The sequence below is a fragment of the Paenibacillus vini genome (assembly GCF_018403325.1).
Classification (GTDB): domain Bacteria; phylum Bacillota; class Bacilli; order Paenibacillales; family Paenibacillaceae; genus Fontibacillus; species Fontibacillus vini.
Window position 1 is genome coordinate 109,092 of the sequence record NZ_BOSL01000005.1, and the last position, 16,555, is coordinate 125,646.

Annotated in this window: 12 protein-coding genes; all 12 read left to right on the forward strand. The window is 37.9% G+C overall.

The features are described 5' to 3' along the window. Positions 1-550: 550 nt before the first annotated feature. The 12 genes from rlmD (at position 551) to KJS57_RS09700 (ending at position 16,452) form a co-directional block, all read left to right on the forward strand. Positions 551-2,131, forward strand: a complete 1,581-nt coding sequence (gene rlmD, locus KJS57_RS09645; RefSeq protein ID WP_213654596.1) for a 23S rRNA (uracil(1939)-C(5))-methyltransferase RlmD — start codon at positions 551-553, stop codon at positions 2,129-2,131. Between the two features lie 766 nt (positions 2,132-2,897). Continuing rightward, entirely contained in the window at positions 2,898-3,947 is a 1,050-nt protein-coding gene (locus tag KJS57_RS09650) for a nucleoid-associated protein (RefSeq protein ID WP_213654597.1), read from the forward strand. Positions 3,948-3,952: 5 nt separating this feature from the next. After that, complete coding sequence (locus KJS57_RS09655; RefSeq protein WP_213654598.1) at positions 3,953-5,419, forward strand: hypothetical protein; 1,467 nt, start codon at positions 3,953-3,955, stop codon at positions 5,417-5,419. 456 nt (positions 5,420-5,875) lie between these two features. Beyond that, positions 5,876-6,745: an HNH endonuclease gene (locus tag KJS57_RS09660; protein WP_213654599.1), complete on the forward strand. Its 870-nt coding sequence runs from the start codon at positions 5,876-5,878 to the stop codon at positions 6,743-6,745. Between the two features lie 64 nt (positions 6,746-6,809). After that, entirely contained in the window at positions 6,810-8,432 is a 1,623-nt protein-coding gene (locus KJS57_RS09665; RefSeq protein ID WP_213654600.1) for an AAA family ATPase, read from the forward strand. Beyond that, complete coding sequence (locus tag KJS57_RS09670) at positions 8,419-9,255, forward strand: HNH endonuclease (RefSeq protein WP_213654601.1); 837 nt, start codon at positions 8,419-8,421, stop codon at positions 9,253-9,255. Before KJS57_RS09665 ends, KJS57_RS09670 begins: the two co-directional genes overlap by 14 nt. Before the next feature lie 992 nt (positions 9,256-10,247). Next, positions 10,248-10,436, forward strand: coding sequence for a hypothetical protein (locus tag KJS57_RS09675; RefSeq protein ID WP_213654602.1), 189 nt, complete (start codon positions 10,248-10,250; stop codon positions 10,434-10,436). Next, positions 10,433-11,032, forward strand: coding sequence for a GIY-YIG nuclease family protein (locus tag KJS57_RS09680; protein WP_213654603.1), 600 nt, complete (start codon positions 10,433-10,435; stop codon positions 11,030-11,032). Before KJS57_RS09675 ends, KJS57_RS09680 begins: the two co-directional genes overlap by 4 nt. Positions 11,033-11,760: 728 nt before the next feature. Beyond that, positions 11,761-12,597 carry a DNA/RNA non-specific endonuclease gene (locus tag KJS57_RS09685; RefSeq protein ID WP_213654750.1) on the forward strand — a complete coding sequence of 279 codons (837 nt, stop codon included), beginning with the start codon at positions 11,761-11,763 and terminating at the stop codon, positions 12,595-12,597. Positions 12,598-13,399: 802 nt separating this feature from the next. After that, the gene (locus KJS57_RS09690; RefSeq protein WP_213654604.1) at positions 13,400-14,185 is read left to right on the forward strand and encodes a hypothetical protein; all 786 of its coding nucleotides are present in this window, start codon (positions 13,400-13,402) and stop codon (positions 14,183-14,185) included. Positions 14,186-14,597: 412 nt separating this feature from the next. Further along, positions 14,598-15,191, forward strand: a complete 594-nt coding sequence (locus KJS57_RS09695) for a hypothetical protein (RefSeq protein ID WP_213654605.1) — start codon at positions 14,598-14,600, stop codon at positions 15,189-15,191. Between the two features lie 25 nt (positions 15,192-15,216). Then, positions 15,217-16,452 (forward strand): hypothetical protein, encoded by a 1,236-nt coding sequence (locus tag KJS57_RS09700; RefSeq protein WP_213654606.1) that lies wholly within the window; start codon positions 15,217-15,219, stop codon positions 16,450-16,452. The last annotated feature ends 103 nt before the right edge of the window (positions 16,453-16,555 follow it).

Consider the following 16,555-nt stretch of genomic DNA (forward strand, 5'->3'; position numbering starts at 1 on the left):
TTATAAGGCGTTCGTTCATCGAAAGTGGCTAATATCCGGCGGGTGTGGCTCGTTGTTAGTTAAACTAGCTAGATGGGCGGGATGAGAGAAGGCTCTCATCCCGGGGTTATCCGCTGTAGCCGATGATGTAAATTGGCCGGCTGGTTTGCCCTATTGCCTCATGTGCCGACCGATAATTAACTGGATTATATACAGGTAATTTCGAGAATCGGCTAAATGTGAAGCATTAATTGTAGAACCTACAGCTAAATTGAGGGGTCCGAGCGCAAACGTCCTTTTTTCACAAAAATAGATGTAGGTTTTCCAGTTAATCAGCTCATGTACGCGTAAGTTGCGAAATTAGATGTATAAAATCCAGTTAGTTGATCTACAGTCCAGTTAGTTGAAGTGAATAGGTTCGAGTGTTGCTGATCCCCTGCCTGTCGGCGGGGGTTTTGTGCGGATGGAAGTTTGTGCGGTTAGAGGCGGCTGGATAGAAACGGGCAAGTTCCGGTTAAGATGAGAGTAAAGCAGGCGCGGAATTAAAGCGGAAAGAAATGAGGCAAAGAGAATGGCGAAACAGCAGGGGCAAAACAGGCAGAAGCAGGCGTGGCGGGATTCGAAAGGGAAGCGTACGGAGAGCGGGCGGATAGGGAAGCGCGGGGAGAATAGGAATGAGCCGCAAATCGCGGGATTGCCGGTCGCGAAAAATGACGAGGTCGTCATCGACATCATCGGCATGAACCACGACGGGGAAGGCGTGGGACGGGCCGAGGGCTATACACTGTTTGTGCAAGGAGCGCTTCCCGGCGAAAAGGTCCGGGTCAAGGTGCTCAAGACGAAAAAGCAGTACGGCTATGCCAAGCTGCTTGACGTGCTTGAAGCGAGCCCGGATCGCGTGGCCGCGCCTTGCCCGATCTACGACAGATGCGGCGGCTGCCAGCTGCAGCACTGGAGCTACGCCGGGCAGCTCGCCTGGAAGCGGCAGCATGTAGTCGATGCGCTGGAGCGCATCGGCAAGCTGCACGTGGCGGGCGAGCCGGGGCCGGCGGCGGGTGCGGACGAAGATGCCGATGCCGCTGAGCGCGGCCCTGGCATCACCGTGCTGCCGACGCTGGGCATGGCCGAGCCTTGGCGCTACCGCAACAAGGCTCAAGTGCCCGTCGGCGTCACGGACGGCGCACTGGTCGGCGGGTTCTACGCCCGCGGCAGCCACCGTATCGTCGATATGGAAATGTGCTTGATTCAGCACGAGCATAACGACGAAGTGGTGGGCCGCGTTAAGGCCATCGCCCGTCAGCTCGGCGTCACCGCCTACGACGAGGAGACCGGGCGCGGATTGTTGCGCCATGTCGTCGTGAAGAAGGCGTTCCGCACGGGTGAAATGATGCTGGTGCTCGTGACAAATGGCCGGGATATCCCGCACTCCGATGCATGGATCGGCCTGATCCGGGAGCAAATCCCGCACGTGGTCAGCATCTGCCAGAACGTGAACACCAAGCAAACGAACGTCATCTTCGGGGACGAGACCCGTGTCCTGTGGGGACGTGACGTGATTTATGACTATATAGGCGATGTGCAGTTTGCGATTTCGGCGCGTTCTTTTTACCAGGTCAATCCGGTCCAGACAGAAGTGCTGTACGGAAAAACGGTGGAGTACGCCGGACTGACCGGCCACGAAACCGTCATTGACGCTTACTGTGGGATCGGCACCATTTCGCTGTTTCTTGCCCAGCATGCCGATCGTGTCTACGGTGTGGAAATCGTCAAAGAGGCGATCGAAGACGCCCGCGCCAACGCTGAATTGAACGGCATGAAACATGTGACCTTCGAGGTCGGCGCATCGGAAGACGTCATTCCGCGCTGGAAAGAGCAGGGCATCGAAGCCGATGTCATCGTCGTTGATCCGCCCCGCAAAGGCTGTGACCCGCGCCTGCTGGAGACGATCCTGGAGATGAAGCCGGAGCGGGTAGTGTATGTGTCGTGCAATCCTTCCACATTGGCGAGGGATTTGCGAATCCTTGAGGATGGCGGGTATCGGACGGTGGAGGTTCAGCCGGTGGATATGTTCCCGCATACCGTGCACGTAGAATCGGTGGCTTTGATGGTGAGGAATGGTTGTAACCCCACAATAAACCCATGCTATTCATAATAAACCCGTGCTAAAAATCGAATAAAGACCTGATAAAACGGGGGAGAGGAAAACGAGAGAGAGGGGAAAACCCTTATCCCTCAAGCCTTTCCCCTGTTTTTCTATCAAGACAATATTCAGGTTATAATAAAGTCGTGATAAAAAAAGTTGAATCAAAAATGGAGGAAATGATTGTTTTGTAGCAGGAGTTTATTTATTGAGGCAACGGTGGAATGCGGGTTTGAGGGCTATTTTTTGGCAGGGATATATTAAGTTTGAACATAGTAGGGTTAAAAATATAGGTTTTGCAATTTTAATTAAGTGGTTTGCATTGGGTAAAGGGGCAGGGAAGATATGTGATAATACTATGTTGGTTTGTTGGCAGAGGAAAATCTGACTGAAATTAAGCAATCAAAAGGGATCGTCTCAATTACGAGAGATCCCTTTTTTATTGATAAAATATGGTGAAAACATGCCTTTACAGAAAAAATTATATCGAAGCAATCTCAAATACCGATGAATTAAATAAATTTTATGCCACATCCAATTCTACTAATTCGAGTAGTTACGTAGCCATACTTGTGGTAGATTTATTATTTTTATTTTCGACATTTATTTGCAGGAGATTAAATGATTCTTATCGAATGTTACTTGACAACATTCACTGTTAAATTACCCCTGAAATGTATGGCCCTTAGGACAAAGATATAGGGTGTTTAACAGTATTCTATAAATTTTATCTTTAATGAATTTACTTTTGTATAAATTAAGGAAAGAGGTTTATTAAATGGAATTCAGAAGTAGAGTGTTCGAATCTCTGCATCATATTGACCTTGATAATAATGCAATAGTATCAAAACGTATCGATGAGGGAGATTTAGATGAGTATTTGGTTGATTTGATTGAGGCAATTATGGAAACACCTAATAGTCGTTATTTCAAAGTTCAAAGTAATACAACTGAAATTATAGCCTTAATTAATGGCTTTATGGAGGAGAAGTCTCAAGATGAATTTATTGAGATCTCTGAAAAAATTGCAAATCGGTTGTTACGTCATGAGGTACAAGCGAAAGAAAAATATAAGAATATTACTGAAATACAGAGGGGGAGCTTAATACAGTCTTTAATTGAATTTACAGACAATCGTGAGTTCTTCTTTCTTATAGCGAAAGTGGAACATGAAAGCTTTTTAAATACAATTGATCTTGTCAAACAAATAGGACTTCCGTTTGAAAAAAGGGTACTTAAAACATGCCTCCTCAAATACAATGAAGAAAATGAAATTCTGGAAATTATTATAACAGACACAAACAATCGTATTTCTACATATTGGTGGAGTGATTTTCTCGAATTGGAGGAAATGAACTCTGATGAGAAAAATACTAAAACAGCTTTTAATGCTATTGACTTAGTGTTAACGCAAAAATTGAAGAAGCAAGCACCATCAGACTATACAATCCTTAGGAACAATTTAATTGGTTATTTCAGAACGCAAGAAGATTTCCAATTTGATAGTATGGTCAGTTCAGTTTTTGGAAACTATCAGTCAGATAATATTTCGAATGAAGAACTCAATGAGATAAGGAGACATGTTACTTCTTTACCTGAAAAGAAAGGCTTTGATAAGCATTTTTCAATTATCGACAAAGAAATTAAGGCAAGAATAAGAAAAACTATTCAGCTAAGCGATAAAATTGAGCTGAATCTAAAGGATCATATTAGTGAATTAAGACACAACATACGGTCTGAAGTAAGTCATAATGGTGAAAGACAGATTGTTATTAAAACAGAAAATGAAGAAGCGTTTAACCTTTTTTATTTTAAAGAAGAGGGATGATGCTGATGAAACAAATTAATGATCTACTAATAATCTTTGGTATTTCAGAAAAATCGGCAACCATTGAGAATTTTCATGAAATCAAAATAAGTTCCTATAGTAAAAGTATTATACAACCAAGTTTACACGACTTGGAGCAAGTCCTGAATAGTTTTCCTGTTAGAGACCGAGTAACAATTGATGTCTGTATTGATGAGTTAGACCCTGTTACCTATAATCCTTCAAAACAGACCAGGGATTTCATTGAGGAATTAAATGACATTGTGTCCATTAAAGATGAGAACAGTAACATAAAATTTATTTTTTCTGTGAGGAAAGTAATCAATAACAATATATTATCAGTTTATGATTTGAGTTTATTTACAGAGTATTTAGAGTCGCAATCATTATCTGGACTTTTTTTTAGTTTTAATGAAATTGTTACTGTTCATAATCATGTCCATTTCGAGTTATTGAATGATACATCTACATTCCATACTCATACATTTCAGTTTGCTCCATCTGGAAGTGGGATCAGGAACCAAGTCCTTCCGAATGAGAGAAATACTATTACAGAAAAGCATACGGAAATTTGCAACTTTTTAAATGCTTCAGAATATTGCCTTATACCAGATGACTTTTATTTAAAGGGGCAAGCCCCTGATAAAATTATGGCAGTATTCAATAAGCTCTGTACTGTTCTGGCCATTATTTTTATATCTGATATTTCTAAAATTGTTGGGGAGAATGAACTATACTTTCGTATTAATGGGTATAAAATGATCCAAAATAATTTACATTATAACTCTTTAAGTAAACCGAATGTTTCTGAACTATATGCGATTTATAATTGGATTTATAATGAAGGGAATTTAAGCGATAAAGTTGGTTTGTCAAGGAATATCCTGACTCTAAATTATCAAGAAGATAAAGTTATTAAAGATACAACTTATGCTTCAATTCGTTCAGGTTACGAAATCTATTTAAAAAAAAACATTGAACAATATATTGAGGTGAAAAATAAAGTTTCAGAATTTCTAATGAATATGTCGTATAAATCAAGTGAGATTGTTTCTTCGTTTTCGAATTCTATTAAGAGCAACAATACTGTATTCCTGACTTTTTTTATGTCTGTAATCGTATTTAATGCGTTATCAACGGGGAAAATAAATTTGATTTTCACTGGTGAGATCCAAGCGTTGTCGTATGCAATCCTTTGTATATCATTTTTGTTTTTGATAGCGTCCTTAATTTATATTTATGAGGCAACAAATCGTTTTAAAAAACAATATATGAATTTAAAATCAATGTATGCGGATATTATTGAAGAAAATGATTTAAGAAATATTTTTAATAACGACCAGGTACATAAGGATGATCTAAAGTATATTTTTCATAAGACATTACTTTATGCAGTTTATTGGTTTTTCGAAATAGTTATTCTTTTTATAGCAATTCTGGTCGCCTCGAACATGAACCAGGCAACTCTATAACTTAACTATTTGTTAGTCATTAATTAGTCTTAATACTTTAAAAAAGATGATGTTTGATCTCTTTTTTTGTGATGAAGGAAAAACAAATGTTGTAACATAACCAAGCAGAATTCTTAATTTTTAATTGTCTTGAGAAAAAATAATCTTAAATAAAAGCAAAGAGTCTTTTATGGTGAAAACGTGTCTTTTCGGAAATTTTAGATGTATTATGAAAGTATTTTTGTTGGCTCTTGTTATAATACGGAAGTCTATAGAATAGTCGTTTGATTTCTATGTAAGATTTGAGGGGAACTGAGTTGTGGATAAATGGATTGGTGATGTAAGGTTATTCGGACAGATAAATTCCAAGGTATTTCATAATCTTGCTATTTAGAGGTATTCCTTACTGGATAATTCACAATCTTGTAAATGATTGTGATTCCTGTTTTTGGATGTGATCGTTTAGGGGGAACAAGTATGTCTGTATCAAAAGAAGTAACTAGAGATGTGGCATTTCGGAGTGGGAATATTTGTGCCTTTACTAATTGTTGCGAACCCATCTACGACACGGAAGAAGGCGTGTACGTTGGGGAATTGGCTCACATCGAGGCAGAGAGTGAGGGGGGGCTACGTTATAACCCCGATCAGACGGATAAAGAACGTAATGGTGTACAGAACCTTATGTTTATGTGTAGGAATCATCATGGGAGAATAGATAAGAAAGCAAACGTAAAGAAGTACACGGTGGAAGTATTACGAGAGATGAAGAAAAATCATGAAGCTTCCGTCCAGGAATTGGATAAAAAGATCGTCAAAAAAATCGTTAAAGGGGCGCAAGAGTATCTTCTGGAAAATTCAAACGAAATTGATCTAACCCAGGCCGCAGGACTAAAAAAATGGTTGAAAAAAGATCAGGATTACGATAAGGAGAGTATCGAGAGCATTTTTGACGATCTCTCATTTAGTTTAGAACAAATAGGGGAACTAAAGGGGGACACTCAGAGCTTTATTTACAGTTTTCTTGTGCACGGCAAGGAAGATGGAAGTCCCTTAGAGATTATTATGGAGAGATCTGAAATAGAGGAAAATCGAATTCGCTCGATTGTAAAGCTCCTACTGGAGGAAAAGATCATTAACGATAGAAACCCATATAGTTTGGAAGAGCGAGTGATGTCATTAAATGATAACCTCTCGCATCAAATTCAATATGGTATATGGAAACTCGATGGGCGTTTTTCTTCTTTATATACACTGATTGACTATTTAAAAAGTCGACCAAAGGAGAATAAATTGCGGGATAGTCTGAAACTCCTATTATTCGAAAGAGACATCTCACCATTAAAGTGAAGAATGATACTTTAAGTCAATAAGAAAATAACGATAATTCTAATGTAACAGTGAGTGATGAGTTGTGAAAATTAAAAGGGTGGAGTCTTTACCTACTTTGGTAGATGAAAATGTTGTGTATTTAAAGTACAGCTATTGGGACGACTATGGGTATTGCACTACTTTTACAGCTTATTTGAAAAACGAGGAGATCGGTGTAGTTAAAATAGGTTGTAAATCATTAAGTAGCAGGGTTCCTCAGGGGCTTTCTGTTAATGGTTTTTCATCTTATTCGATTAGTAGTTTAATTCCTTTGGATATGGAATTGGACCGATTAGAGGATGACCTTTTTTCATTAGGGCAAGACATAAATTATTACCAAAAAATAAATGAGCTATTCCCTGATGATAATGATGAGTATCTTAGTAAGATGAACGATTTGGCTAGTAGTTATGAATCGTTCAAAAGTCTGTATGACAAAAGAGAACCATGTTTAATAAGCTCGTTAATGAGAAATTTGCATTATTCTAATGTCGAACAATTTCATCGTATAACCAAAGGAGAGGCAGAACTAACTGATTACAGATTTTCGTTTAATTATTTAAATGAAAAAATCGATATAGATGTAACCCCTAATTCTCGTCCTCCCAGTAATATTCATGTATTGATTGGGAGAAATGGAGTGGGGAAAACGTGGTTGTTGCATAATATGGTGATTAGCCTACTTGAAAATAGTAACATTAACGTGGAGCTAGATAGATCGGAAAAGTATTCTATAAGCAATGATTTTACTATTTCTTGTCCAAAAGATAGTTTTGCGGGTATTATAGGTCTTTCATTTAGTGTATTTGATGATGCGTTAGCTATTGATATAAAAAGTGAAAAAGATGTTGATATAAAGCAAGTTGATGATTTTAGAAAAAAGTACAAATACATTGGGTTGGTGGATAAGACTCAAAGAAACGGGAAAATTAAGACAAAGTCGGTTGATGACCTTTCATTTGAATTTCATAAGACTCTAAAAAAAATCAAAAAAAGTAAACATAAAATAGCTATCTACTTGGAGACATGTACATACTTAAACTCAGATCCAATGTTTAGCGATAACCAGTTCATTGATGTGCTAAAGAGTTTTTTGTTGAAAAAGGATTCATCTGTGGACGCTCACGAGGAGCTTCTTAAACAAGATATTATGATTCCTGAAATTGAGAAATATTTCAAGAAATTAAGTTCTGGTCACATGATAATAATACTGTCGTTGACATTACTATCGGAGTCTATTTATGAAAAGACGATTGTATTGATTGATGAACCAGAAACTCATTTGCATCCGCCCTTGCTTTCTACTTATATCAGAGCTTTGTCATACCTACTGATAAAGAAAAATGCGGTTGCAATCATTGCAACACATTCACCGATTGTTTTGCAAGAAGTGCCCCAAATGTGTGTGAATAAAATTGATCGTCAAGGGAAATATATGCAGTTTAAAAATGTAGAAACGCAAACGTTTGCTACCAGTATTGATACATTGACTAGAGAAGTTTTTGGACTCGAAGTTGTTAAAACGGGTTTTTATCAATTAATTGAAAAAGAATTAGGTAGAAACTTCGATGATAGTTATGAAAAATTTGAAGGTAATTTAGGTTTTTTGGGTCAAATATTGATGCAAAGTCTACTGAAGAAGAGAGAATCCGATGAGAAAAATTGACAAACCAGTAATTAATCAGATAGATGTTTGTAACTGTTTCAGAGGTTTTAAATATACAAACAGAGTTTTAGAGAAGTCCCAGGCATATGATGAGAATTATTTACAGATCGATGTATTTCAAGAGGACGAATTAATTTTCATTAGTAGTGATTCCGAGTATAAAGAGTACATGATAAGTGTTTATGAAAATCGGTTATCTCAAAAAGGCTCCCCTTCTTACCAATATTACGAGAAGTTAAGAATTAGCCAAAGTAGATGTCCATATTGCAACTTTCCAACTAGAGCCGTTAAGGAATTAGATCATTATTTACCCAAAGCGCATTTCCCTGGATTTGCTGTGACACCTAACAATCTTGTTCCCATTTGTAAGGATTGTAATGGCATTAAAGATGATTATTATAATACAAACAAGTCCAAGACATTTATTCATCCTTATTATGATCAGGAGATTGCTAATGTATTTATGTTTTTAAAATGTCGAGTTATTGAAGACATCAATATTGGTTTCGAGTTTTTTATTGAGAAACTCCCTACCTGGGATGAAGTTTTTTTTGAACGAGTTAATTTTCACTTTAGCAAACTAAAAATTGACGACTTATATCGGACTGATTTTGAGGCGGAATTTGCTGTTAAGTTTGAAGAGTTGAAGTTTCTTTACAAAGAAAATAATGATATTGATGAAATAAAAAGTACAATAAAACGAAGGGCAAATGCGTTAATTAACACCATGTCCAGACCATGGGAATACGCAGGGCTTAATGGCATTCTAAATAGTGTATGGTTTTTTAATTCTTACTTTCCAGAAAAGTGTGCGCAACAATGAGATCTTACTAAATCCACCGCAAATAAACACGTAAAGACGGAAATAAACTCATCTCACTCATTCTCTATTTCCTTTTAACTAACATTAATTCCTGTCCAAACCCATAAATAACTGTCTTTCACTAAAATTGCTGTCCTCAACTAACCAAAGACTGGAAACTGGTCGGAGCTATCCTCAACCTTTTCTCCAGTCTTTTCTCTGTTCATTTAAACCCGTCTCAAGCCATTCCTCGATCCTTCACTCAAGCATAAATCCAGTCCCATCAAGGCTTCTCTCGATTCTTTACTCAAGTTTTGACTCGATCATCCGCTCAATCTTTTCCCTTTCCCCAATGCATTTCCCATCTATTCCCCTGCCTGTTTGGACAATAATTTTTATTCGTTTTCGTTCACAATTGAACCAGTTTTCTTCCAGTTTTCACTCGGTTAAACCTCACATGGGCGGACACTAATTATTATCTCAGAAATAGGGGAGAGGCGGCGTGGGAGTAGGGATTTAGGGGGTTGGGGGAGAGGACAGGAATTATTATGTTTCTACAAAGTAGCAGGTTTTGAGGGATTAGAGTAGAGAGGGATATAGTTTTTCCAAGGAGTATAGAGTCAAGAGTCAGCCCAAAGTATAAAGCTGTAAAGTCATATCAGAAAGCTGGAACTAATGTATCCAATCCTGATTTTCTAGTTTTTTTTTGCTCCAGAAGCAGAACAAGAAAAATACTGATCCAACAATTCAAAGAGAGAATAGAAAGGTCATAGCAAATCAATTGTTTATATCTGTAAAAAACCACATATGATATACTTATTTCAGGATAAGATGATCGTCCATCGTGCGACAAATATCTCAAAAAACTCAGAGATAATGATTAAAAGTGAACGTGATTGAACCAGATAGATCGTTGATTAATCGACATTACGATTGAATTACAAGAAAATAGTCTCTTCCTTGATCCTCTGATTCCCTATTTCTATATGTCAATTATAGGGGGCGAACTATTTGTGGCAAAGGTGAAAAAAGCAGTTCCACGAGAGAATTGTAAGTTTGAGACGAAGATCCCACTAATGGGTGTTCGTGAATTGAAACTGTCGAAAGAGGCGCTACTATATTTGAAGTTAAATCTTCCTGTTTCGATGGAACCAACTAAAGTAAATGAAATGCAATCGTATTGTAGTGATGTGATTCAATGAAGCTTACAGTAAATAATATGGAACTGACATTTCGAGAAGTGAAACTTACATTTAATAGTAACGAATTTGTTGATGTATTCGCAAATAAGAATAATAAAAGTTTGGTGGAGACTATCAGTCATAATAGATACACAAAACACAAGGATACAATAATGAGTAGTTATTCAGATTACTTAAATCTCGGATTAGGTAGATTCCTCTTAGAACTGAAGAGTAGCGGGGATTTGTATTACAAAGAATTTTTGAATAAAAATGGAGACAAGACATATTCAGAATTTTATATTGATGATAACCAAGTTAAAAAAGCCAAAGGTCTTTACTTGTATTGTGTTGATAAGCAAGTTAAATACATAGGAAGATGTAAAGATGCTTTTGGTAAGAGGATAAATCAAGGATATGGAAAGATACATCCAAAGAATTGTTACATTGATGGACAATCAACAAATTGTCATTTGAATAATCTCGTAACTATTAACAAGGAAAATACCAGTTTTTATGTGTGCCAATTAATTGATGATAGTGAAATAGTCGAGCTTGAGGAAGAATTAATAAAGAAGTACAAGCCTGAATGGAATATAAGTCTCAAATCTTCTTGAATATAAATCGAACGATTCAATTTGAGATAAAGCTTATAAACCAGTAGAGAGATTATTGCTTGATCAGATTCTACCTAGATTCAATGGTTATGGAGTTTTCTATGAGGTTTAGAGAAAAGGAAAGTAATAAGTCGAGGAGGAACGAAGTGAAAAAAATAATCAGCCTTTTTATTGCGTGTTTTATTATTACATTAGTGGGATGTTCAGTAGATTCGAATGGACATGAAGATGAAGCAAAAACACCGTCAGGTACAAGCATAAGCACAAAAGCAGAAAATAATGCATCCGCTTCTGAAGTCATGGAAGCAAGCGGAGTCTCTAGTGGTAGAAATGTAAGTGGATTCGACACAGAATCCAACAAAACGATTACTTGGGGTGGAATTGATTTTTCCTTTCCATCTTATTTCGATGTATTAGACAAAGGCTCTACGGAAAATTTGATGCACTATTATCCTGAAGAAAAAGATTATTATGCGTCTTTATTATTTCAGACTCATGATTTTTCAGGGACACAAGAAGATTTTAATAGTAGTATACCTTCTATTGTTAAGAGTACCTTAGAAGCTGGGAAAATTGCCAACTCAGATATACAAAAATCAGAGGAAACAACAATTGCAGGTTTACCTGGTTGGACAATCACCTATACCACACCTGACACAGAAGGTGTTGGGGTGACTTCTACTGCGAGTTATTCATTTGCCTACAACATAGAAACTGGAAAAGTAGTCATGATTTCCTGCACTTACGATAGCAAAGACAAGTCGAAATATGATTATTTAGGCGATTGCCAAAAAGTATTTGAAACGGCAAAGTTGATTGAAAGTACAAAACCAAGTAATGAGCTGTTTTCAGGATATAAGCTTATCGAGGTTGATGGTGGTGATTTGTCTGGGCATCGTGAACCTAATGTTGTTGTTGACATTGGTTATGGAGACCGTGAATATTGGGCATTTACTAATGAATATGGGCAATTAGTGCGTATCATTGCTGATAAAATTATTCTACAAGACGACCGTAACGAACCTGTATTATCGTCTGGCAGATACTACCCTGATGAGGCAAAGGTTCCTGGTGTCGAAAGTGACGATTTGGATGAAGGACATATCATTGCTGATTCTCTCGGAGGGGTGTCAAATGCCTATAATATTACCCCACAAGATAGTACGCTCAACCGACATGGTGATCAAGCGTACATGGAAGATACGATACGCAAAGCAGGCGGAGCAACGAATTTCGAAGCGATTATCACCTATCCGAACACAAAAACGCAAATTCCTTCAAGTTATCAGTACACCTATACGATAAAAGGTAACGTGATTGTCGATAAATTTGATAATGTGAACCCTGACGAGGTAAACGCATCGCTTGGTTTGACAGGCGATGAAACTTCTAAACCTAATAGTACAAACACAAAGGGCGATCTTGCAAAGGTTGATACAAATGGAAATGGAAAAGTAACGATTAAAGAAGCAAAAGCGGCAGGTTATAGTATGCCAATAACGAGTGATCATTGGCTGTATAAATATATGGATGATCGTGATGGTGACGGTATGGTAGGCGAGTAAGACTCAAATAAATGAACGAAAGAACAGACATTTTCCTCGTTGGATGATTTATTTCAATTTGTAGATGGGTCTCTGCACAGGAAATATCTGAAATCCGCACTTAAAGTTTGCGACTGATGACTTAAAGTTTGCTCACGAGCCGATGGATTTCAGGGTTTTCCTCCTGATTTTCGATCGGCTCTTTTTAAGTTCAGGGAATAGGAGCCAGGGGGGAAGGGAAGTTCCTAACCCCTCCAACCCTCCGATCTTTTTTCAGATCTTCAATCCCGCTTTAAGACCGATCTCCAGCATCTCCTCATCCAACAATCCCGCTCTACGCTTGCACTCTCAGGCTTTGACTCCGCTTTCCGCTCCCGCCTCAGCAGTGTCACTTCAGGCCTTCACTCCGCCATTGTATCCCGCTTCAAAAGCTCTTCTCGACACTCTTTCCTCGACGATTTCATCTTTCCCTTTAACCCGATCCCCTGTCTTTTCCCCTGATTTAACGTCAAACTTTAACTCGAATTTTCAGCCCAATTGGCCTCGATTTTTAATGATTTCTCCTGTCATTTTCCTACATATAGCTCAAACTTTTAGTGGCTTACTGTGGTGGAGAGGATAGGGGGAGAAGGGCTGGTAATCCTTGTGAGGCGTGGAGTTTCGGCGATTGAGATGGGGGTACACTTAAATTTATGTCCAGGGAGGGGCAACGATGGGTTCGAGTTGTATCGGCTTTGATGATCATCGCTTCCTTAGTGTCTATAACTCTGAAACGTTATTGGTAGTATTTCGTATTAATGAGCTAGTAGAGGAGTGATGCTGTTTGAGTATCAACACATATCAGAATGAGTCTGATCTTGAGTTTCATTTAAGAGCGGCATATTATGAATGCTGGAATCGATTGATTACGACAAGTGAACAATTAGCTCTCCAGGACTTAGAGCAGTTGTCTAATCCGTTTTTGGTCAAAGCATTGCCAGTGTACAAGAAGGCTAAAAGAAAGGTGCTGTTCGTAGGTCAAGAGACGAATGGTTGGGATCCGTTTAAATTAACCTTAGATACCTTCAAGCATCGAGATGAAGAAGTGCGGCGGGAGAATGCCGTTGATTTTTTGCAATGGATGTACGAAGATTTGCGACATCACCGTAAATATGATCATACCCCGTTTTGGAAAGGAATGCGGAGGTTGTATCAAGCTATTTCGCCTGGAGAGGGTGACGACGGCTTTTTACATACGGAATTAGTTCGGTTTGATTATGCGAATAAGAGACCGCCGCACGAAATTGAAAACTTGCTTCAGCAAGAATATAATGTCTTGCCGATGGAAATATACGCTTTAAAACCTGAAGTTGTCGTATTCTTTACTGGTCCTGATTATGATGATCGATTGAGAGAAACCTTCCATCGTGTCGGTGGGTTGGGCAAACCTTTAAGCTTTGAACCTGTAAAGGATTTCAAAGTAAATGTGCTTTCACGAGTTGTTCATTCAAACTTGCCATATCATACATATCGTACGTATCATCCAAATTATTCGTTGCACTACAATGAATACACTGTGTTTAAGCCGATTGAAGACACTTTGAGTGAGTTGATTAATAGAACGAGATAGCATTTAGGCGATTGCTACGATGAGAAACGAAATGCTCGAAGGGGTCTTTACTGTTTATGAAAGTGATCTGGTATTGGTGGATTTTGAAGAGTAAACAAATAGGGTTAAGCAAGGGAATTTGGATTTTTAAAAATGCTAAACACGAATAAGAATGAGAATAGAAGCAGTAACGATGAGAAACTAACTACGTTACTGCTTCTTTTCTCACGAAAACGGAGGAAACAAAATCTTCTATTCGTGCATGGGTTGCAGGTAGCAATGAGTTTTATCAATTTTTGTTCGATTAATTGTCACAAACATTCAAAAAAAGCGTGTGAAAAATTGTCTCTGTTGTATGCCTATACAAATGAAAAGGTTGGAAATATAATCGTTCATAACACTTGGGGACTACATATCATAAGGGGGAAACAGAGTGGGAGATCTGGTTCATTTTAGAACGAAAGAGATAGGCTCACTTGTCAAATATATCGAATCAGTCATTGATGCATCTGAACTAGTCAAAGACGTTGATTTCGAGATTATCTCTTTAATTGTTTTGGACAAAGAGTTCAAGGCTCACTCGTTAGGCGGATTTCTCGGAACTAAAAGTAATGAGGTATTTCAGGGGAAGAGCGGTTTTTTAAAGCAGGCCAATCATCTGATTAATGAAAATGTGAGGAATAACGAAGTTGAAGCTGTATTCGCCACTGAATATCAGCACAGTAGCGATATTGTTTTTTATAAGATTAACGGCGGAATCGATATTGATCTGGCGACAGAAGTTGGTTTAGGAGTTGTTTTGTACAATGGAGTGCTTATGCTCTATTCACCTAAAGAAAAGGGCAACTCGATGGATACAGTATACGAAGTGGTTAAACTGAAAGTGTATTTTCAACTTATTCATCCTGAAAGTATTGACGAAAATCTAAAAGGATCTTTTAAGAAGAATGCTGATTTGATTCAGTCTTTGATGCTCATCGATAGTTGGAAGCACATAGGGATATTAGAGGAGATATTCGGATATTGATTTTACATCGAGAGGAGATATAAAGATGTACTTTACAGAAGAAGAGCGGAAAGCAATTATCGGATCATTATCGAAGAGCCAAAGAAATGCTTTACACGTTTTCTCAAGATTATCAAAACAATCATATTTCGCCAATGTATTAGCTTCTTATAAAGGAACTGAACGTTTTTTCTTTGATGGCTATGTCGATCACGGGGGAGTTAAAAAGGGGGTTACTTGCCTCTGTGGAAAGTCGTTACGATACGAATTTATACTTAGAGATATAAAGAGCGGGCAAAAAATAAGTTTAGGGAGAACACACTTTCAAAAAGAGTTGGATATTCCTGATCATATTGCAAGACAGGTACATAAGGGGATTCATCAGATTAACATTGAATTGGATGAGATTTTAGATAAGATTTGGCGGAATGATACCAAGTTGCCACAGTCTATAGTCAAGCATATTAATGAGATCGAGTTATCTGAAGAAATTGAGTGTTTGTTAAATGCCAGTCTCCCGCTGTTAAGAAGGCATATCGATTATTTGTTTGACGTTTCTAAGAAATATAGACAACAAACTTCGAAAACAGATAAGCAAGAGATTTTAGGCAAAGAATTTCAAGATGTGCACGATGGCACAATATCTTATGAACAATATATTGATGAACTATATGGTGAGGCTATTGAAGAATATCTATTGAAAGCATACGGTTATAATCGTATCTCAAGTATTATTGAATTCTTAGTAAAAACAAAAGGTCTTAAAAACCAAACATTAAATGAACAACATGCACTTTATAGTCACTTTTTTCACTATCTACGTAAAAATCCGAAATTTTTTGCGCATAAGGATGATAAAACTGCGTTTAAACATATTGTCCATATGGATCAGAAAGAAAGAGTAGAAAGAGAAAGTGCAGAAAAAAGAAAAAGATCAGAAGAAAATTTTGAAAGAATAAGAGAAGAAAAAAGAAAGCAAGAAAGTGAAAGATTAGAAGCAAGAAAGCAAGCAAGGGAACAAGCAAGGGAACAAGCAAGAAAACAGGCGTGGGAAAAGATTAAAGCAGATCGGATGCTTAGGGATATGCCGAAAATGATCCTGAAGAATCCTATAAAAAGTGCAGATCAATTGAAGATAGGAACAATAATCAATCATCGGGATATGGGACGAGGCGAGATTCTATATATCGATGGTGATGTCATCGAAATGCGATTTAGCACTGAAGTGAAAAGTTTCTCAATTAAGTTATGTTTGGATAGGGGGCTATTAGAGCTGGCGTGAGGGACTTATGGATTGAATGTGGAATGGGAGATTAATGATTTGTAGTAATATCTATTTAGCGTGGCTAAACATCATACACAGCCAGTGAAATTAAATTGCTAAA

Bases quoted from the DNA above. Each gene is read 5' to 3' on its own strand.
- KJS57_RS09650 (WP_213654597.1), top strand. From the start codon at position 2,898: ATGGAATTCAGAAGTAGAGTGTTCGAATCTCTGCATCATATTGACCTT.
- KJS57_RS09660 (WP_213654599.1), top strand. From the start codon at position 5,876: ATGTCTGTATCAAAAGAAGTAACTAGAGATGTGGCATTTCGGAGTGGG.
- KJS57_RS09700 (WP_213654606.1), top strand. From the start codon at position 15,217: ATGTACTTTACAGAAGAAGAGCGGAAAGCAATTATCGGATCATTATCG.
- KJS57_RS09685 (WP_213654750.1), top strand. From the start codon at position 11,761: ATGATTTCCTGCACTTACGATAGCAAAGACAAGTCGAAATATGATTAT.
- KJS57_RS09655 (WP_213654598.1), top strand. From the start codon at position 3,953: ATGAAACAAATTAATGATCTACTAATAATCTTTGGTATTTCAGAAAAA.
- KJS57_RS09680 (WP_213654603.1), top strand. From the start codon at position 10,433: ATGAAGCTTACAGTAAATAATATGGAACTGACATTTCGAGAAGTGAAA.
- KJS57_RS09670 (WP_213654601.1), top strand. From the start codon at position 8,419: ATGAGAAAAATTGACAAACCAGTAATTAATCAGATAGATGTTTGTAAC.
- rlmD (WP_213654596.1), top strand. From the start codon at position 551: ATGGCGAAACAGCAGGGGCAAAACAGGCAGAAGCAGGCGTGGCGGGAT.